At 34.0% G+C, this 19257-nt stretch carries 21 protein-coding genes; 13 read left to right on the top strand and 8 right to left on the bottom strand.

Annotated elements, in window-relative coordinates:
• Positions 1–650 precede the first annotated feature (650 nt).
• Entirely contained in the window at positions 651–1322 is a 672-nt protein-coding gene (gene deoC / locus V7056_RS14815) for a deoxyribose-phosphate aldolase (RefSeq protein ID WP_499703137.1), read from the top strand.
• A 203-nt stretch (positions 1323–1525) separates the two neighbouring features.
• Here deoC and V7056_RS14810 read toward each other — a convergent pair whose 3' ends face one another.
• Positions 1526–2128, bottom strand: a complete 603-nt coding sequence (locus V7056_RS14810) for a LysE/ArgO family amino acid transporter (protein WP_499703135.1) — start codon at positions 2126–2128, stop codon at positions 1526–1528.
• Between the two features lie 100 nt (positions 2129–2228).
• Between V7056_RS14810 and V7056_RS14805 the strand changes: the two genes are divergently transcribed.
• Positions 2229–3650, top strand: coding sequence for an aminotransferase-like domain-containing protein (locus V7056_RS14805; RefSeq protein WP_499703133.1), 1422 nt, complete (start codon positions 2229–2231; stop codon positions 3648–3650).
• A gap of 212 nt (positions 3651–3862) precedes the next feature.
• Complete coding sequence (locus tag V7056_RS14800) at positions 3863–4456, top strand: dienelactone hydrolase family protein (protein WP_499703131.1); 594 nt, start codon at positions 3863–3865, stop codon at positions 4454–4456.
• Between the two features lie 142 nt (positions 4457–4598).
• Here V7056_RS14800 and V7056_RS14795 read toward each other — a convergent pair whose 3' ends face one another.
• A complete protein-coding gene (locus V7056_RS14795; protein ID WP_499703139.1) occupies positions 4599–5078 on the bottom strand; it encodes a DinB family protein in 480 nt (159 codons plus the stop codon).
• Between the two features lie 237 nt (positions 5079–5315).
• On the opposite strand from V7056_RS14795, the gene V7056_RS14790 reads away from it, so the two are divergent.
• From V7056_RS14790 to V7056_RS14780, 3 genes are all read left to right on the top strand, one after another.
• Positions 5316–6011, top strand: a complete 696-nt coding sequence (locus V7056_RS14790; protein ID WP_499703138.1) for a Dph6-related ATP pyrophosphatase — start codon at positions 5316–5318, stop codon at positions 6009–6011.
• A 198-nt stretch (positions 6012–6209) separates the two neighbouring features.
• Entirely contained in the window at positions 6210–6584 is a 375-nt protein-coding gene (locus V7056_RS14785; RefSeq protein ID WP_499703129.1) for a spore coat protein, read from the top strand.
• Between the two features lie 365 nt (positions 6585–6949).
• Positions 6950–7513: a hypothetical protein gene (locus V7056_RS14780; RefSeq protein WP_499703127.1), complete on the top strand. Its 564-nt coding sequence runs from the start codon at positions 6950–6952 to the stop codon at positions 7511–7513.
• A gap of 108 nt (positions 7514–7621) precedes the next feature.
• On the opposite strand, the gene V7056_RS14775 is transcribed toward V7056_RS14780, so the two are convergent.
• Positions 7622–9016 (bottom strand): PQQ-dependent sugar dehydrogenase, encoded by a 1395-nt coding sequence (locus tag V7056_RS14775; protein WP_499703125.1) that lies wholly within the window; start codon positions 9014–9016, stop codon positions 7622–7624.
• Positions 9017–9284: 268 nt separating this feature from the next.
• On the opposite strand from V7056_RS14775, the gene V7056_RS14770 reads away from it, so the two are divergent.
• Both V7056_RS14770 and V7056_RS14765 read left to right on the top strand, forming a co-directional pair.
• Positions 9285–9443 (top strand): hypothetical protein, encoded by a 159-nt coding sequence (locus V7056_RS14770; RefSeq protein WP_499703123.1) that lies wholly within the window; start codon positions 9285–9287, stop codon positions 9441–9443.
• A 192-nt stretch (positions 9444–9635) separates the two neighbouring features.
• On the top strand, positions 9636–9815 hold the full coding sequence (locus V7056_RS14765) for a hypothetical protein (protein WP_499703121.1): 180 nt from the start codon (positions 9636–9638) through the stop codon (positions 9813–9815).
• Positions 9816–9868: 53 nt separating this feature from the next.
• On the opposite strand, the gene V7056_RS14760 is transcribed toward V7056_RS14765, so the two are convergent.
• The 4 genes from V7056_RS14760 to V7056_RS14745 all read right to left on the bottom strand — a co-directional run bounded on the left by V7056_RS14760 (position 9869) and on the right by V7056_RS14745 (position 13269).
• Positions 9869–10447, bottom strand: coding sequence for a hypothetical protein (locus V7056_RS14760; protein ID WP_499703119.1), 579 nt, complete (start codon positions 10445–10447; stop codon positions 9869–9871).
• 98 nt (positions 10448–10545) lie between these two features.
• Positions 10546–11892: a D-serine ammonia-lyase gene (gene dsdA / locus V7056_RS14755; RefSeq protein ID WP_499703118.1), complete on the bottom strand. Its 1347-nt coding sequence runs from the start codon at positions 11890–11892 to the stop codon at positions 10546–10548.
• A gap of 301 nt (positions 11893–12193) precedes the next feature.
• Positions 12194–12394 (bottom strand): cold-shock protein, encoded by a 201-nt coding sequence (locus V7056_RS14750; RefSeq protein ID WP_087998782.1) that lies wholly within the window; start codon positions 12392–12394, stop codon positions 12194–12196.
• 158 nt (positions 12395–12552) lie between these two features.
• A complete protein-coding gene (locus V7056_RS14745) occupies positions 12553–13269 on the bottom strand; it encodes a 3-ketoacyl-ACP reductase (protein WP_499703116.1) in 717 nt (238 codons plus the stop codon).
• A 385-nt stretch (positions 13270–13654) separates the two neighbouring features.
• On the opposite strand from V7056_RS14745, the gene V7056_RS14740 reads away from it, so the two are divergent.
• The 3 genes from V7056_RS14740 to V7056_RS14730 all read left to right on the top strand — a co-directional run bounded on the left by V7056_RS14740 (position 13655) and on the right by V7056_RS14730 (position 16806).
• A complete protein-coding gene (locus V7056_RS14740) occupies positions 13655–14161 on the top strand; it encodes a protease inhibitor I9 family protein (RefSeq protein ID WP_499703114.1) in 507 nt (168 codons plus the stop codon).
• Between the two features lie 506 nt (positions 14162–14667).
• Positions 14668–16005, top strand: a complete 1338-nt coding sequence (gene ftsZ / locus V7056_RS14735; RefSeq protein ID WP_499703112.1) for a cell division protein FtsZ — start codon at positions 14668–14670, stop codon at positions 16003–16005.
• A 153-nt stretch (positions 16006–16158) separates the two neighbouring features.
• Entirely contained in the window at positions 16159–16806 is a 648-nt protein-coding gene (locus tag V7056_RS14730) for a glucosaminidase domain-containing protein (RefSeq protein WP_499703110.1), read from the top strand.
• A gap of 44 nt (positions 16807–16850) precedes the next feature.
• On the opposite strand, the gene V7056_RS14725 is transcribed toward V7056_RS14730, so the two are convergent.
• Positions 16851–17357, bottom strand: coding sequence for a hypothetical protein (locus V7056_RS14725; protein WP_499703108.1), 507 nt, complete (start codon positions 17355–17357; stop codon positions 16851–16853).
• A gap of 100 nt (positions 17358–17457) precedes the next feature.
• Here V7056_RS14725 and V7056_RS14720 point away from each other — a divergent pair, with 100 nt between their 5' ends.
• The gene (locus V7056_RS14720; RefSeq protein WP_499703106.1) at positions 17458–18042 is read left to right on the top strand and encodes a vWA domain-containing protein; all 585 of its coding nucleotides are present in this window, start codon (positions 17458–17460) and stop codon (positions 18040–18042) included.
• A 175-nt stretch (positions 18043–18217) separates the two neighbouring features.
• Positions 18218–18934, top strand: a complete 717-nt coding sequence (locus tag V7056_RS14715; RefSeq protein ID WP_499703104.1) for a YwaF family protein — start codon at positions 18218–18220, stop codon at positions 18932–18934.
• Positions 18935–19257: the final 323 nt, after the last annotated feature.

Genomic DNA, 19257 nt, shown 5'->3' with positions numbered 1-19257 from the left:
AACGATAAATAATGCAGCAATGTAATTTGGTGAAATGATTCACAATTGATTTTCACTTAACGATGCTCAGATTCTCCATAAGAGAAAAACAATTTCTATCTAGAAAAATGAAGATTTTTTGATAGTCTCGCATAAGGTTGAAATGAGTAGTCTTATCGATATAAATAAGTCCGTAATGGGATTCTCATATAATGTATTCGAATGCGACTAATATAAAATATTCCTTCTATTAATGTTTAAAGTATCTATCATGTTAATGTGAGAGCCATGGGAAATTCATTTATGGCTCTATTGGAATTGTAAAAATCAGTTAGACTTAGCTTTCATGGAAGCACTCAAATTCTATTGAAAAATTAGAATCATGAATTTATCATGATTCTTTTTTTATTTATCAAATAGATGAATGGATGGGGAAAAAAACTGAGGTATTGGATGGTCTAAATTTTTAATGGATATTTATAATGAAATTGTGGCATCAGTCACGAATTTTATTACGTAAAAAAATATTATTTGTGAAATGATCGGCAATTATCTTTCACTTTAAATACATTCCACTTGCTATATATACTAAGCGAATTTTCAAGACTATATCATAAATAGTGGAGCAACTTAGAATAAAAAACAAACTATTTGAAAAGGTGGAGAAAAACATGGAATATGCAAATATTATTGATCATACATTACTAGCACCCGAGACTGATGAAACAGCAATTATTAGGTTATGTTATGAAGCTATGGAATATGGTTTTGCTTCAGTGGTTGTAAATCCTACTTGGGTAAAATTTGCTTCAAAACTCTTAAGTCTCTCGGAGATTAACGTGTGTACAGTAATCGGATTTCCTTTAGGTGCTAATACAATAGAAACCAAAGTATTTGAAACGAAAAATGCCATTGAAAATGGGGCTACAGAAATAGATATGGTCATAAATATAGGCGCACTTAAAAGTGAAAATTATGATCTAGTCGAAAAAGATATTAAAGCAGTAGTAGATGCTGCGAAAGGTAAAGCTCTAGTTAAGGTTATAATCGAGGCGTGTCTTTTAACAGATCAAGAGATTCAATTAGCATGTGAATTATCAGTAAAAGCAGGTGCCGACTACGTAAAGACATCGACTGGGTTCTCTCTATATGGAGCAATACTTAAAGATGTTGACCTAATGAGAGAAACGGTTGGAAAATCTGTTGGGGTAAAGGCTTCGGGCGGCGTTCGTAGCATTGAGGATATCAAAGCAATGGTTGAAGCAGGTGCAACAAGAATAGGTACTAGTTCAACGGTTCAAATTTTTAATGAAAAACAACTACTTAAGTTAATTAAATATTAGAGATAAAATAGTATATCAGTTATAATTTGAAGTGAATTTTAGGACATGCTTTAAGTTTCTTTGCATTGGTAAATATAAATTTTAATAACAAATAATTCTTTATCTGTTTCAAAAAATAACCTAAATAAGAACGAACTAATGGATACGTTAGTCAACTACAAATAGAAGAGGATAATCATTATTCGATTATCCTCTAATGTATGTTAAGTTAATCCAATTAATAGATAAATGGCAGTTCCCCAAATAAACAGAGCGGAACATTTGTTAAATATGTTCATTAAACCTCCTGTACTATCTACCTTCTTCATGACTGATCCCGCAATTGTTAATCCTACAAACCAAATCCAAGATACTGTAATACAGGCGATAGTGAAGAAAAGTTGTTCTTTTCCGACATATTTTAATGCACTTGTTCCAATAACACCTACTGTATCTAAGATTGCATGGGGGTTTAATAAGGAAACTGATAAAGCAAAAATGATTTGCTGACGGCTAGGTAATGCCCCATTTGTTTCACTTGTTGAGGGTTTAGACCTCCAAATAACAGATCCCATGTAAAGTAAAAATAATATACCAGTAATCATTAGGCTAATTCTTAGCCATTCAAATTGTAGAACAATCGTGGAAAGTCCAAAAACAGCTAAAAGAATTAAAAAAGTATCACATACCGCAGCTGTAACAGTCGCAGGAAGTGCACGAATTAGTTTTGGTTGTGTGGCACCTTGTGAAAATATAAATACATTCTGTACCCCTAAAGGTAAAATGAGTCCGAATGCTAATATTAGTCCATGAAGTATAGCTTCCATCTAAATCAACTCCCTTTCAATTACCATCGTACTATGATAAAACTAAAAGAAAAACAACCAATTGGATGGTTTTTTATCCACCCAATTTAGGGGGGATTAGATGAAATGGAAACCAAATCGTGATTCTCATTTGACTGTTCAAGAGCAAATTGTAGATTGGATAAAATCGTGTATTGAGCGAGGGGATTGGTCAATTGGCACAAAGCTTCCAACACAACGCCAATTAGCAACACAATTTAATGTGAACCGCAGTACAGTTCAACTTGCCCTTGATGAGTTAAGAGCAGATGGTTTGATTGAATCAAAAGTGGGTTCAGGGGTATTTGTGGCTAATAATTCGTGGAATGTACTTTTGAGCAAATCTCAACCAAATTGGCAGAAACACATCGAATCCAGTATTCATAAACCAAACTATCATACGATCCAACTCATAAATGAATATGAGCAAATGGATCATGTCATCCGCCTTGGAACAGGTGAATTATCACCTGAATTACTACCAACTAAACAAATTGAAGATTCGTTAAAAAAGATTTCATTAGATTCAAAAGCAATTGGCTATTCATCACCGCAAGGAAGTGAAAAGCTTCGGGGAATTTTATGTAATTATTTAAAAAAACGTGGTATTGAAACAGCACCAGAGAACATTTTAATTGTTTCAGGTGCACTTCAAGCACTTCAATTAATTGCAGTGGGATTATTGGAAGAGGGATCAATTTTATTCCAAGAACAATCTTCATATTTAAATTCTGTACATCCCTTTCAATCTAATGGTATGCGAATGATTTCAGTTTCAAGAGATCAACAATTAACAGATAATCTACGGGCACTTAAAGGTAAGAGGCAATCTTTATTTTATTGTGTTCCAACACTAAACAATCCAACAGGCTATAATTGGTCGTTGAAAGAAAAGGAAAATCTATTCAATACATGCAAAGAGCTACAAATCCCTATTATTGAAGATGATGTGTATCACGAATTGCTATTTGAATCATCTTCACCTGCTATCAAATCGCTTGATACAACAGGACAAGTTCTTTATATAGGCAGTGTCTCCAAAACATTAAGTCCAGGATTAAGAATTGGTTGGGTTGTTGCACCTTCACCTGTAATTGAACGATTAGCTGATATCAAAATGCAAACGGATTATGGCTCAAGTGCCTTTTCTCAGGAAATCGTTTCACATTGGATCTCAAGCGGTTTATATGAAAAGCATCTTGTCCACCTTCGTGAACAACTGCAAAGAAGAGCTAAATATGTAGAAGACATTTTAGAAAAGGAATTTAGAAAAATAGCTTCATGGAAAAAGTCTGAAGGTGGTTTCTATATATGGCTCAGGTTTCATAATCCTATTGTAAATAAGACTTTATTTCTAAAATTACTGAATCAAAATATATTGATAAATCCAGGGTATATTTACGAACCAAGAGATTTACACCATATCCGTCTTTCATATGCTTACGCGTCATTGGAAGAATTAAAAAAAGGATTAAATATTTTACTAGAACTAAGCCAACTGTAATTCCAATTGGTATTGTAAGAATGGTCTTTAATGTATTTACAACTAATGCATTCGTTTTTTGTACAAATGGTCGACTGTTTAGTCGATTTTTTTATTGGAAATATCTTAGTTCATTACGAACTGTTAGTAGTAGTTTGTCAGTTTCGTTCATTTCAGCTGAATGTAAAATGATATAATTATATATTGTAGATTCACTTTTAAGGGGGATAAAAATGCATCAGATACTGAAAAAATCAGATAAATTGATTATTGTGTTACACGAAATCTATGGTATTAACCTACATATAAGGAATTTTTGTGAGCTATTATCAACTCAAGATTTTGATGTAATCTGTCCGAACTTATTAGAACGTGAACAAGCATTTGAATATTCGGAAGAGGAGATTGCTTATCTCAATTTTATGGAAAATGTAGGCTTTTCAGATGCTACTCAAAAAATAAAGAATTTATTAGTAGATGTTAAAGATAAATACCAGAAAATTTACATTATTGGATTTAGTGTTGGAGCAACTGTTGCTTGGTTATGTGGTGAGGAAGAATGTCTTGATGGGGTTGTGGGATATTATGGTTCGAGAATTAGGAGTTACACACAACTAGTGCCAAGATGCCCTACAATATTATTCTTTCCTCAAGAGGAACGATCCTTTAGTGTTGATGAGTTAATTTCTAATTTACAAATTAAGAATATAGAAATATATACATACTTTGGCCAGCACGGATTTAGTGATCCATACTCTACAAAATTCAATGAAGAATCGTACCAAAATGCTTTTAACGAAATGTTGAACTTCATAAAGAGACACTGATTATTAAACTATGTTTAATACAACTTACATAACTTTAGTAGAACAAGAAAAACAAAGATCCTTCTTAATAAGAAAGGATTTTTGTTCATTATATTTTCGAACAAAAAACATTACCAATTATCGTTCACCGTTAGTCAAGTCTTTAAATATCGAATAAACCCCTGCCAACCAAATTTGCAGTAACTGGCTTTTTTCCAATTTCTCGTGACCAGATAGATAATTGACCGATATGGTGGATTTCATGGACGATAACGTGTCGCATTACTTCACCATATTTATGAGCTTCCTGTTTTCCATTATCCAAGATATCAATCATGATGCGATCTTCAAGGCTATCGTTCCAATCATAGACAAATGGAGCAAGTTCACCGTGGCAACGAACGGAAAAATCTTTTATTTGCTGCAGGCTTGTTACTTCTTCGAACGGTGGAATATAAATAGATTTTTCTTGTATCCCACCGCAAATCCAACCATACTCAACCGCCACAATATGATAGAGCGTTGGTAGAATATAGCCTATACCGCCATTTCGTTTTTTCAACAATTCTTCCTCGCTCACTGTTTCACACCAGTCAAACCAGTCATTGCGGACTTGCCAGTTATATTCGAATAGTTTTAACATTGTTTTTGCCTCCTGTAACGTTAACTTTGTTATTTCTACTATGATTCGCCATTTGGTCATGTAATCCTCCCATTTTAGCCTAACCTGAAGAATCAACACTTAACGTTAACAGAGCATATTACTTTAAATAGTTATGTTATAAGGCAGTAAAGTTGTACAAGGACTTTTTCTAAATTCAAAGAATTTAATCATATAATACATTTGAAAGGAAAAGTAAGAAAGTAGGAGGAGTTCGCAATCGTTAAGAAAAAAGTAGCAGTATCTTTTAGTGGTAAAGATTCAACATTGGCGTTGCATGATCTGTTGCACTCTCATGAGTATGAGGTAGTAGTGCTTATTGCATCTGTAACAGAGGGTTTTAATCGGACGAGTATTCATGGGGTTAGGGTTGAGTTATTAGAAGCTCAAGCAAAATCTATTGGACTACCTCTCCGAAAGATATGGATTCCAGAAAATTGTTCTAATGAAACGTATCAAGAGATCATGATCCAAGTAAATACAGAGTTAAAGCAGCAAGGGATTGATCATATTGCTTTTGGAGATTTATTTCTTGAAGATGTACGTAAGTATCGTGAGGAAATGCTTAAGCCATTAGAAATCAATCCAATCTTTCCATTGTGGGAAGAAGGTACGACAAATGTACTTAATCGATTTTTGTCTCTAGGCTATAAAACGATTATTACTTGTGTTGATTTAACAAGATTACCAGAAGAATTTTCTGGTAAAGAAATAACTGCTCAATTGATTGAAGAACTTCCTGATGGGGTTGACCCTTGTGGCGAAAATGGAGAATACCACTCTTTTGTTTTTGATGGTCCCATTTTTAAAATGCCTATAGAATTTCTTGTAGGAGAAGTAAAGTTATCAGCGGATGCATATACAGGTGAAACTAGGTTCTGTTTTACTGACTTGATTCTTAATGAAAAAGATTAATATCAATTTAAAAATTAACGATTTTACTAGTGTAATAGTTCAATTAAAACTTGTGTTATTTGCATTCATAAGATACCCCCCATAATACCGCGTGATTTGCTAATTCTATTAAATTTCCATATATGTACTAGGAGACTTGTCCAATCTACTTTTTAATATTTTGAATAAGTTATATTAAATATTAAGGAGGTGATTTACATGGCACTCTTACCAATCCGTTCCGTACAAAGAACTTCTAATGCAATAGAAAACGCACAAGCAGAATTACAAAGATTAGTAATTCGCGATTCACACAACATTGCAGTTACTCAGACTGAAGCTCAAGGCTTAGTTTTAGTACAAGCATCATTACAAGCTGCAATTGAGGCTGTGATTATTTTATTTGGTGATGATCCAAGAGTTAGTCAATTACAAAGAGTTTCTCAATCTTTAGAAAATCTTCAATTACAAGCACAATCAGTTAGAATTGAAAATTCAGATGGAATTGTAGTAACACAAACTGAACTGCAACTTGAGGTAGTCATCCAAGCTGCAATTCAATTATTAGCACAATTAGTAGCAAAAATCGGCTAATAATATTTGGAGAAGCATAGGACAAAGTAGGTATGTCCTAACAACTTTTTGGCCTATTCAAATTATTAGATCATTTTTGTGGGATTTTATAACTTTTTTGAAGCTTTAGGTGGTCACTGATCTTCAAAAAGTTATCCTGATATAGATTCTTTTAAATACCATCTTCTTTGTCAAAATGACAAAAAAGCTGGTATTTATTTTTCTTTCACTACAATCCTGAGAGTTAGTGCATTATGAAACTCCACAATTAAGAATTTTTTAGATTAACTTTTCTAGAGTATATTGATGAATAAAGTATTTCTATTGGATTCATCTCATATAAATAGTGAATATCAAAATGTGTGCTTTATTAATGAGGTGGAAAGGTGTATTTTTTAAAAGATATTTCTAATGAGGTTCGATTGATTCAAACCATATTTCAAAAACATAAAAGTACGGTGAATTTCATAATAGTGTCTATGTTTGCCTGTATTGCAGCAATTTTGCAGGCTGCAGGTGGCTATTTACCAGGGATTGGATTATTTTTAAGTCCACTCGCTACTGCTCCTATTTTATTATGTTCGATGTTTTCCGTTTCATCTGGGATAAAGTGTTATTTTTTGACCATTTTATTATTATGTATCCTACAACCCACGGAACTACTGGTATTTCCTTTTACAACAGGTTTGTTGGGACTAGGGATTGGGGCATCTTTTTACTTCTTTAAGAAGAGAGTGAGTATTATTGCAACTGGTGCAATTCTATTATTTTTAGGCATTATGAGTCTATTATTTGTTTTTCACTTTCCAGTTTTAGGTCCAGGGGTTTCTGATTACTTTTCAATTTTTACAACTGGAAGTATCTTATTCTTTGCTTTACTATATAGCTGGTTGTGGGTTGAAATAGGTTTGATCATTTTTAATAGAATAAAGATGATTTTTATTAACTAATCTTCAAACTCGGGAAGAACGTAGTGGGGATAATTGGTACAGATTTTATTACATAAAAATTAAATAAACCTCGGGAGCTAAATTACGCCCGTGGTCATTTTTATTTATTCATTGAATAATTTCAAAAATAGTTCCTTTGTTATAATCAGTCACTTTCATTGAGGCATAAACCCCTAAATATAAACTGGTTTGATTCAGATTTGTACCTAAACTAACATAATATGATGATTGAGCTCCAAAATCATATTCGATTTGAATCACACTAAAATCACTTTGTTTCCCATCAGGTCTTACTTTTGTATAAGCTAGAACACCATGAGATTTTTGGGCCAAATCTGTAAACACAACGCTACCAGTTAAACCAGGGATTCCATTTCCCATATACGGCTGGACTCCTGTTAGTGCAATTCCTTCAAATTTATCGGGCCTTGATTCTTTATGAAAGTAACTAGTTAAAGGCTGAAGTCGTCTACCAGAAAGCGATACGGTTTCATTGTAATAAGCAATTATTTTCTCATCTAATTTCGGTTGATCCTTGCAGGGTCTGATAAACGAAGTAGGTAACGCACCTTCCCAGCCTCGCCATCCAAAGTTAATAAAACCCTCTTCATTCAGTTCAGCATTCATGGATGAAGCTTGAATAAGCTGAGGAACGGGTATTGGTTTATATTGAACAAATGAAAAAATCGACTCGACTAAATTCTGACCGACATTACCTGCAAATTTAATATATTGCTGAGAAACCTTCTGAAATGAAATGCCTGGTATATTGCGAACCCCTTTGGCCATTACAAAGAGTGTTTGTTGGATTGTTGTGGGCAGTTCATTAAATCGTGTGACAATGGGTGGGGAATTGACGTTTGTATGCTGTCCTACATCAATTTCAATGATTTTACCTGCGATTTCGAGATGATCCTGGCTTAAGTTAAATGGATCAAAGCCTGAACCACCATCACCGGTTGTTAAAACAAGTCTCCCTGTTTCAGGTGAAAAATTTAAGCTATTAAAGCCATTATGGTTAGAAAATGGCCTTTTTAAGTTCAGCAATGTTCGTCTTTTTTGTGGCTGTGCATTAGATTGTAAAACCCATTCCTCAACTGTATCAATATGATCATATTGAGTTTCTCTATTCTCCCATTTTAGGTTTAAAGTTTTTGGGTCACATGGATTAGGTTTAAAGGTTTTATGAGGAGCACCTGGACCTTGAGATCCGGCTACCGAATAATGAAGATAAAACAGACCATTTTGATAAAAATTAGGGTGAAACGCTAGTCCTAGCAATCCGCGTTCATCATAACCGCCATCAGCTCCTAATTTCAATACAAGCGGACGAATATCTAAAAAAGTCCTGATATCTCCATTGCCTATGTAAAAGATCTCTCCCACCTGGGTTGCAATAAATAATCTTTCAATCGATTCACCTGGAAGAATAGTTGTTTTCAATACAGTCGGCAAATTAATCTTACTGACAAGGGGACGTAAACGAACCTTCACTTTTTGCATCAACGATACACCTCCTTTATCTGTTTTTCTTCTATAAAAATATGATGAGAGCGGTTCTATTAGTACAGATTAAGTTTCTAGGGCATTTAATGTAGATAAAGATTAAAAGTGACTTATGTGGAAGGGTAACTGATTAGACAAATATAAAGTTGAAGTAAGTTTGTTATCATTTACGATGCAACTAATGAATGAGTTTAGTTGAAGAGGACATTTAAGCTAAAAGTATTTATTAAAAAATTACATCATTGTGAAATTCGAAGGCAATACATTGGAACCGGGAGTCGAATTAGACTATTTAACTACACTATTTGAAGTTATTGGATTTTGTCTAATTATCATAGTAGCAGTCTATTTTCTAATGAAAGGTATTCGAAATGGGGATGCACAAAATCGAGATCGGAAAAAAATGAGCTTGAAAAGAGAATAGAGCGACTTGAAAAACTTTTAGATAAAGAGTAAACAGAGAGTTCGTAACCTCGCGATTTAAAAGTCCTACTGGATTTATTCTCCCAGTAGGATTTTTTTGATGGTGATTCAAGAAATTCCTTTGTTAAAAAGTGAATAGATTATTTCGAACTGATACAAACTAAATTAAAAAACATTAAAAGAGGGTGAGCACTTGAGTATCGAATTCGAGGTAAGAAAAGACTATGAAGAGGGTTCAATTCTAGATGTTTTGCATGATTTAGGGTTTCAAGACGAAGGCAAGTCATTCGCAAAGGATGGTAAGCGCTATAATTATGTAGGCTGCGATCGTTATCAAAGTTATGTGTTTTCAGTTACGATGGATCAATTATAAGGATAGAAAAAGAGAAACCTGATTATAGGTTTCTCTTTTTAGTTTGATGATTTTTATGAAGTTAAATCTTCTCTCGTACACAGTTCTAATGAAAGTGCAAATTCGGTTACTTCTTCAGATACAGCGTTTTTCCAAATCCATTGAAATAAATTATTCTTGTGAAGAATACCGTTTACGATACCGTTTCCTAATTTATCTCTCATTTCAATAAAGGTCTTTGCCTCTTTTTCGGATGTGATCGCCACTTTTAATTCGTTAATTAATTTCTCTGCAAATGCTATTTTAGAAGCCATCCGTGGTTGGTTTTTGTATGTCCCAGTACTCAGTATATTTTTATATAAAAGTAGTTCTTTTTCTTCGTCTTCTAATTGCTTAATAAAATCTACACGTAATGTCGTGGCCCAGGCTATTTGTTTTTCGCTACCAATCAAAGCAGGTAAGCCCATTTCATTTGAGATTTGCATTGAATAGTCATTTTTTTTCTGTTTATAATTCTCAAATTCTGCATTTCTACAATCGTAACATTTTTTCAAAAAAATCTTTTCAACATAAAATTCATTAAAGACTAATTGATCATCTAGCTTAATTTTCCCCGGGTGTCCACATGTATAGGTTCCATTGTACCAATTCATATTGTTTATACCTCCGCCAATATTCATATTCTTCTTATGAGTATTGACGAGAGATATTGGTTTCATAATGTTTTAAAGTAAGTTTTTTTAATTTGAGATTATTTTTGACTTGCTAAAGTTGAGCCTGTTTGAATATATAATTCCATTTCTTCCTTAGGAACCATACTGCCACCAGTTCCCCATATAATATGGGTCGCATTCTCCATTTTTTCTGTTAGATTAAGTTTAAGTATATAGTCCGTATTTTCATTACATAATTTTACTGGACCAATCATACCTGCTAGAGCAGAAGGTTCTAAAAAGATATTTTCTGTATCTAGAAGTTCTTTTAGTAATAAATATAATTGTTCATCACTTACTGTATAATTCCCACTTAAGAATGGTTCGATTGTTTGTCCGACAAAACCAGATGCTCTACCAACTGCAAGTCCATCGGCTGCAGTGATATTATCGATGCCGACATCTTGTACTGAAATTTGATCGTGTAAATCTGTCATCAAACCAAGTAGCATACACGGTGAATGAGTCGGCTCTGCAAAGAAGCAATGTACATTGTCTTGGAACATCAATTTTAATCCAAATGCGACGCCACCAGGGCCACCGCCGACTCCACATGGAAGATACACAAATAAAGGATGATCTTGATCTACTTTCACTTGTAACGCTTCTAATTGCTGTTTTAATCGAGAAGCTGCTACTGCATATCCTAAAAAGAGATCATGGGAATTTTCATCATCAATAAAATGACATGTTGGATCATTTGCTGCCTGAAGTCTACCTTCTTCAACGGCTTTGCTATAATCTGCCTCATATTCAATGACTTCAACCCGTTTACTCCTAAGTAAGTCTTTTTTCCATTGCTTCGCATCGGCTGACATATGTACTGTCACTTTAAAACCTAATTGTGCACTAATGATGCCAATACTAAGTCCAAGATTTCCAGTGGAGCCTACTGCAATAGAAAATTGTGAAAAGAAATGACGGAACTTATCACTATGTAAAATCGAATAATCTTCATCAATTGTTAACATGCCATGTTGTAAGGCTAGTGATTCAGCAGTTTTGAGAACTTCATAAATGCCACCTCTAGCTTTAATCGATCCTGAAATAGGAAGGTGGCTATCACACTTTAGTAATAATTCACCAAATATCTGTTGTTCATATGTTCGTTCTAATGATGTTTTCATTGAAGGGATTTTAACTAGTGGAGACTCGATAATCCCATCTGATTTTTCTGTTTCAGGAAAGGCTTTTTTAATATATGGCGCAAATCTTAGTAAACGATCTTCTGCATCTTTTACATTCTCTTGTGTGAGCGGGGATTTTTTAATTGCTGTTTGAAATGATTCAATATTCGGATTCACCCAAAATACTTCCTGCAGGGAAATGAGATCGTTTAATAAGGGATGTTGTTTTTTAAAAGCTTGAATTTCGGTTTCTTTCATCAGTTGTTCCCCCAATATAATTCTTCTAATTTATTTTATTCTTTAAAGTGTTTAGATAAACCTTTACTAGTTTTTTGATATGGCGGAATTTTGACCCGTACTTATGGATTATTTCGTGTTTATGGAAAATTTACAAGTGAGTAAGTGTTTTTGCTAGTAAACATAAGGGGAAAGAAAATGCTTTACGGTGGCAAACAATTTTGCACCTTTTCTAATTGCGGAGTATTGGTGAGGTGATTTGTTCGATATAAATAAACAAAGTCAGAACCTATAAAGGTTCTGACTATTTTTTGGTTCAATATTATGCTTTTTGAACGTTTGTAGCTTGTGGGCCACGTTGACCTTGCTCAACTTCGAAAGTTACAGCTTGGCCTTCGTCTAAAGATTTGAATCCATCAGTTTGAATAGCTGAGAAATGTACGAATACATCGTCTCCGTTTTCGCGCTCGATAAATCCAAAACCTTTTTCTGCATTAAACCATTTTACTTTACCATGTTCCATTTAAAAAAGCCTCCTTGTGTGCTCTGCACACGAATTAATATCTTAATATTACCAGTTATTGTCAAGATAAGCAAATCGCTTTTAATTTTTTACAATAATTGGTTAAACTTCACCTATCAATGAATAGAAAAATTCATGATTTCAATGGCCAAAGATGCTTATGGATTTGTTGACCAAAGCCCAGCTGTTTTTACAAAAACTCTACGATTAAGTTTTAAACTAGAAACGATTAATTCAGCTAAATCTTCAGGGTGCATAACGCTTTCTTCATTACCTTTAACAAGATTTGTATCAATTGCCAAATCTGTTATTACCGTACTAGGTGTTAAAGCCGTTACACGGATATTATGCTTTCTTACTTCAAGCATAAGTGATTCAGTAAGACCTAAAACAGCGAATTTAGAAGCACTGTATGCACTTGTAACCGGAGCACCTTTTTGACCAGCAGATGAAGCGATATTGATAATATCACCAGATTTCTGCTCAATCATACCTGGAAGTACTATTCTGGTTACATTATATACACCCATTAAGTTAACTTGGATGATTTTTTCCCATTCCTCAGGCGTTAATTCAAGAAATCCTCCAAATTTAGCAACACCTGCATTATTGATCAAAATATCAATTGAACCAAGATCTGTTTTGATATGTTCAACAGCATGCGTAACAGATTCTAGGTCAGTTACATCTGCTACTGCAGCAGAAACATTTACATCATACTGTGAAAGTTCATCAGCCACCTTCTCAAGATTAGACATGTTTAAGCCAATCAATCCTAGATGAACACCTTCTTTAGCTAATGCGATGGCAGTTGCTCGGCCAATCCCTCTACCTGCTCCCGTAATGATTGCGGTTTTTCCATTTAAAGAATTCATATGAACAATCCTCCTATAAATTAAAAATATTGTTAAATCATACCAAAAATAAATTGTAATTACGAATAGAATGTCTGTATTCTGCTTTTAAAGAAGGGCGCAGTTTCATTACAGCTAGTTCGCGACTTATATTTTTTGTAATTTAGTGTACATTAATCATAAGTATAAGACCGGTTAGATCCAGAAGATGCAGTTTGATGTCTTTTTAGATTAGCACAAGCTTTATTTCTGTTGTTTTAATCATTATTAAATCATTGTGAAGTATTGATGAATGCCATAAAATTGTCGGAATTAGTTGAGATAGCGTGAATCTATCAGGTACTAAAAATTAGATGAAAATATAATTCAATTGGTGCATTTCAAACTAAAAGGAGTTGTCATAAATATGAAGAAGTATTATAGAGAATGCATTTTATTTGTAACAATTCTATCTAACTTTTGTAATTGGAATGAGCGTACTTTTTTTAAGTATGATTTGATAAATGAAGAGAAGGTGGTTAAAGATACGATGAGTAGTTCTTTCTATGTAGATCCGTCGATTGACCTTTCTAGTAATCAGTTCGTTTCAATTATCATTGAATTTAAAACAAAGCCAGCAAAAATCGCTGTTTTGGAAGCTGAAGCAGCGGGAAAGCAGTTAACATTGGAAGAAGCAACAAAGCAGGTTGAGGAAAGTCATGAAATGTTTCAGAAAGAACTGAAGACTTTGCTAGATGATCACCAAATTCCGTATTCTATCAGACATACGTATAAGGCTGCCCTCAATGGTGTATCAATGGATTTACCTGCAATGGAAATAAAAAGATTATTACAATCAACCGTTATTGAAAAAATCTATCCGAACAGAAAAATTCAACTAATACCTCCAATCGCACCGTTTAATCAATTGTAAAGGTAGTAACGAAGTAAAATGCCATAAATCATGTTGGTATGGAAATATTCACCGATATTACTCAAATAAAGGGGAGTATTAAAAAGGTTTATTAATTATTAAAACTCTGTATCAAACATTATCGTTTCATTTGCTTTACGTAATGATATTCGTGAAATTCATGCAATTACATCACAAAATGAAATATCAATTATCCTACTAAACACTTTAAAATAACTTTATAATAAGGGGGGAGTACTTACTAGAGTAGGGAGCTTGCTTCGTAACTTTTAATGAACTCCTTGTAATGGAATCTACATGAGCTTTTTAAGCTATTCTCTTATTTAATTGATGTACTTTAAAGTTTAGTATATTAGATTATCAAAAAGTTACTCGATCTGTCAGTCAGTCTCCTATTCTACTAAAATACATATAAAAAGATAAAAGGTTCGATACATATGAGGGGTTCTTCAGTCAAACTTGGTTAGCGTAAACCAATGGGATTTGAAAGACAAGGAGGAATAATCATGTTTGAATTTGATGCAAATATAGAACAATTAGCGAAAATAAAGGTCATTGGTGTTGGCGGCGGGGGAAACAACGCCGTGAATCGAATGATAGAAGATGGAGTAGAGGGCGTAGAATTTATTGCTTTTAATACAGATGCCCAAGCGCTTAAACAATCAAAAGCTAGTATTACAATGCAAATCGGTGCTTCCTTAACAAGAGGGTTAGGCGCAGGTGCAAATCCAGAAATAGGAAAACGAGCTGTAGAAGAAAGTAAAGATCAAATTGAAGAAGTATTAGCAGGCGCAGACATGGTATTCGTAACGGCTGGAATGGGCGGTGGTACAGGCACTGGTGCAGCTCCAGCAATTGCGAAAATTGCCCGTAATCTAGGTGCACTAACAATCGGGGTTGTCACACGTCCATTTAAATTTGAAGGCAAGAAGCGTGCAACAAACGCAGAGGGTGGCATTAAAGCACTAAGAGATGCGGTGGATACGCTAATTATTATTCCGAACGATCGCTTATTAGAGCTAGTAGATAAAAAGACACCGATGCTTGAAGCGTTCCGTGAAGCGGATAATGTACTTCGCCAAGGGGTACAAGGGATTTCCGATTTAATTGCTGTACCAGGATTAATCAACCTGGATTTTGCTGATGTGAAAACAGTCATGTCACATAAAGGGACAGCCTTAATGGGAATTGGTATTGCTAAAGGTGATGGTCGTGCGATTGAAGCGGCTAAGAAAGCACTTAATAGCCCATTACTAGAAACATCGATTAATGGCGCACACGGTGTCATCATGAACATCACTGGCGGTCACAATTTAAGTCTGTTTGAAGTACAAGAGGCGGCAGATATCGTTGCATCTGCTTCTCACGAGGAATTAAATATGATTTTTGGTTCGGTTATTGATGAAAACTTAAAAGATGAAATTATTGTAACTGTCATTGCCACAGGATTCACGGAGCAAAAGGATGCACCAATCAAAACGGCTCCACAACCAAGGGTTGAAGAAGTTTCTAGATCATTTCAAAGGGAACAACGTACACAATACGAACCAATCAACCGTAGTGAAAGGGTTCAAGTACAAGAATATGATCGTTATGAATATGAACCAATCAACCGAAACGAACGAGTTCAAGAATTTGACAGATATCAATATGAACAACCAAATCGTAATGAACGTGTGCAAGAATACGAACGACCGAACCGAAATGAACGAGTACATGAATACGAACGACCACAACGCATCACTCGTAGCGAACAAGGACAAGAATACGATCGCTACGTAGAACAGCCAGAAGAATCTTCATATATTCCAGCGTTCTTACGTAAACGAAAAAGACAACAATGATTGAATAAAAAAGCTGATTTCTGTTTTTGGAAATCAGTTTTTTTGTTATTCAATTTCAGCGGGTAAATTCATAAAAAAGTCACTTGAAATTCAAGAGATTCCTCCAAACTAACTTATTTACATTATGAAATAACAGTTAGGAGGAGAAAATGAATGATGACTTTCATTGATGAAATTCTGCCACATGCACAGCGGATTCAAAAAGAATTTAATATTTTAGCGTCGAGCATAATTGCACAAGCCATTCTTGAATCAAATTGGGGAAAAAGTAGGCTGGCTATAAATGGGAAGAATTTGTTTGGAGTAAAGGGTTCTTATTTGGGTGAGTCCGTCACAATGAGAACTGCTGAATACAATGCTAAAAAAGAAAGATATTACGTTGAAACAGCATTTAGAAAATATCCATCCTGGTATGATTCTCTTTATGATTTAGCAACTCTATATCAAAACGGGGTTAGCTGGGATCGAAATAAATATAAGAAGGTAGTTGGAGAAAAGGATTATAAAATGGTAGCCCAATTCATTCAAGAAGCGGGTTATGCGACTGATCCTGATTATGCTAGTAAGCTGATAAAGATCATTGAAGTAAATGATTTAGCTAGATATGATATTGTATCTTACGCATTATTGAAGTTTGGTTCTAGAGGAGGATATGTTGAACAAATCCAACGTTTACTTGGTGTAAAAGTAGATGGAATCTTTGGAGTAAACACATTAACTGCTGTAAAAACTTTTCAAAAAGAAAAGGGATTGGTAGAGGATGGAATAGTGGGTAAAGACACATGGGAGAAAATGAATTAGCTAAATGAAAGCCTATTCTGTTTATCGAATAGGGCTTTTCTCATTTATTTAATCATTCCATTCAATGGCTTTAGACTGAAGTATTCCAGAGCTTGATTCACTAAATCAATATCATATATTTTTTTCTCCAAACAGAACTGAATGACTAAATCGCTCGTATCGCTGTCTGATAATGAGTAACCGGCAGTACTTAGTAGTTCTTCGAATTCAAGTTCATTTAGTTCAAGCGCAAAGGCAAGAGCGATAATGGTATTTTTCTTTGGTAGATAGTTTGGATTGGAGCGGATTTTTGAAAAATGTTTTCGATCAATCCCCGCCTTTTTATAGATCACTGGATCACTCGTATTTTTTTGGTCAATAAACTGAAATAACAACTCGTTAAGTGTTGGTTTACGTTTATTTTTTATAAAATCTTCTAATTCCATGGAGTGAAGATCGATACGTTCTTCCTGGAGACTATATTGGAATTCTTCTAATACATGAAATGAGAAGGTATGTAAATGGCGATCAATATACTCCTGTAATTCTTTTAGTATCTTTTCGGTAAGCATTTGAATCTTTTATCCTCCTAGTAATGTCGCTTTACAGGCGACCAATTCATGATTGAATTTCGTTACTATTATAACATCAAGAAACAGGAGGATGATGAGAATGAATCATGAAAAAACAGAAATCATTTTTTTACTAGACAGAAGTGGATCAATGGCGGGACTTGAAAGTGATACAATCGGTGGATTTAACGCATTTATTGAAAAACAATGTAAGATGAAAGGGGAAACTATTTTAACAGCAGTGCTTTTTGATGACCAATATGAGATTTTATGGAATGGTATTCATGCGAACAAAACAAAGTTAACAGAAGATGAGTATTTCGTTAGAGGTACAACGGCCTTATTGGACGCAGTAGGAAAGACGATTTTAGATGTTGGTTACAGATTGACTAAAACAAGTGAAGAAGAAAGACCGGGAAAAGTAATTTTTGTTATTACGACCGATGGAATGGAAAATGCGAGTAGCGAATTTACGTATAGAAAAGTACAAGAACTGATTAAACATCAACAAGAAAAATACAATTGGGAATTTATTTTCATGGGCGCAAACATTGATGCAGCAAAAGAAGCAGAAAGTATTGGAATTACGAGGGAAAATGCCTATCATTTTGAAGCTTCAGAAGAAGGTGTCGAGTCTATGTACAATGTTATTTGTGAGGCGGTATCTGAGAAAAGGTTGAAATGATTTAAAGCGAGATATAGTGAGGAGACCAAGAGAGAGAGTGAGATAATGAATCTTAGCTCTCTCTTTATTTGTAATATTTTTCAGTAGTACTAGTTTGCTAGCGTCTTAGTTCATTGGAGATGGAATACAATGGATAGTAAACAGCACTTCAAATTATTTTAAGAGGTGAGATATCATGTTTTCTGTTACAGAAATGCGTGATTTCGAAATGTTTTCATTGTCCCACATTGTTACATTCATTTTATTTTTAATAACTTTTTGCGCTTTAGTGTATTACAGAAAGACACTACAACCATACCAAAAAACAATTAAATGGGTGATTTTTAGTACGCTGCTACTTTGTGAGGTTTCCTTGCATTTATGGTTAATTGTAACAAAGCAATGGGACTCGAGTGATCTTCCAATTCAACTTTGTTCCCTTAGTACCATTTTAGCACTGTTCTTATTCCTCAAAAAGAGTGATAAAGTGTTTAACTTGTTATTCTTTATTGGTATTTTTCCTCCTATTTTAAGTATGGTTACACCTGAGATTGGTTACCATTTTCCTCATTTTCGTTTTTTGAAATATTTCCTACATCATTCAGCAATTCCATTGGCCGTTTTGTATTTTGTCTTATTTGAAGGCTACAGAGTTCCTAAGAAAGCCATTTTATTTAGTTATGTATGTGTGAATATAATTGCCGTACCAGTTTTTTTCTTGAATCAACAGCTAGATACGAACTTTTTCTATTTAGCAAGCCCAACCGATTCAAAAACAATATTATCATTTTTGGGTAGTGGAATCATGTATTATATTAATCTTGAAATCATCGCCATTTTTGTTTTTATCATCACGTATATTCCAATGGGAATGTTACAAAGAAGAGAAAATATGAGAAGAGAAAATGGATGATTCATTTTAGCTATTTCATGCTTTTGTTTGATGACAGTATTCTTATAATACTTGAAGTAAAAAAAATAGGACATAAAAAAGAGTACTAGATTTATATCTAGTACTCTTCTTCGTCTTACATTGAAAAGATAGATAAAGTGTCTTACAGATCGCTCCCAGTATATATTACATAAAAAATATATTTAGAGAATAAAACTGAACTTGAACTATTGAAGAATTTTAATAATGAACCGTTTAAGTAGTGGGATAACAACGATAAAAACGTAGACACTAGAATATGTGTTTACAGGAAGTATGTCCTTTTAGTCTATTGTAAAATAATT

The sequence above is a fragment of the Bacillus sp. JJ664 genome (assembly GCF_036962205.1).
GTDB lineage: Bacteria > Bacillota > Bacilli > Bacillales > Bacillaceae_G > Gottfriedia.
The sequence above is the reverse complement of the archived record's forward strand: the minus strand, read 5'-3'. Positions and strand labels throughout refer to the sequence as shown.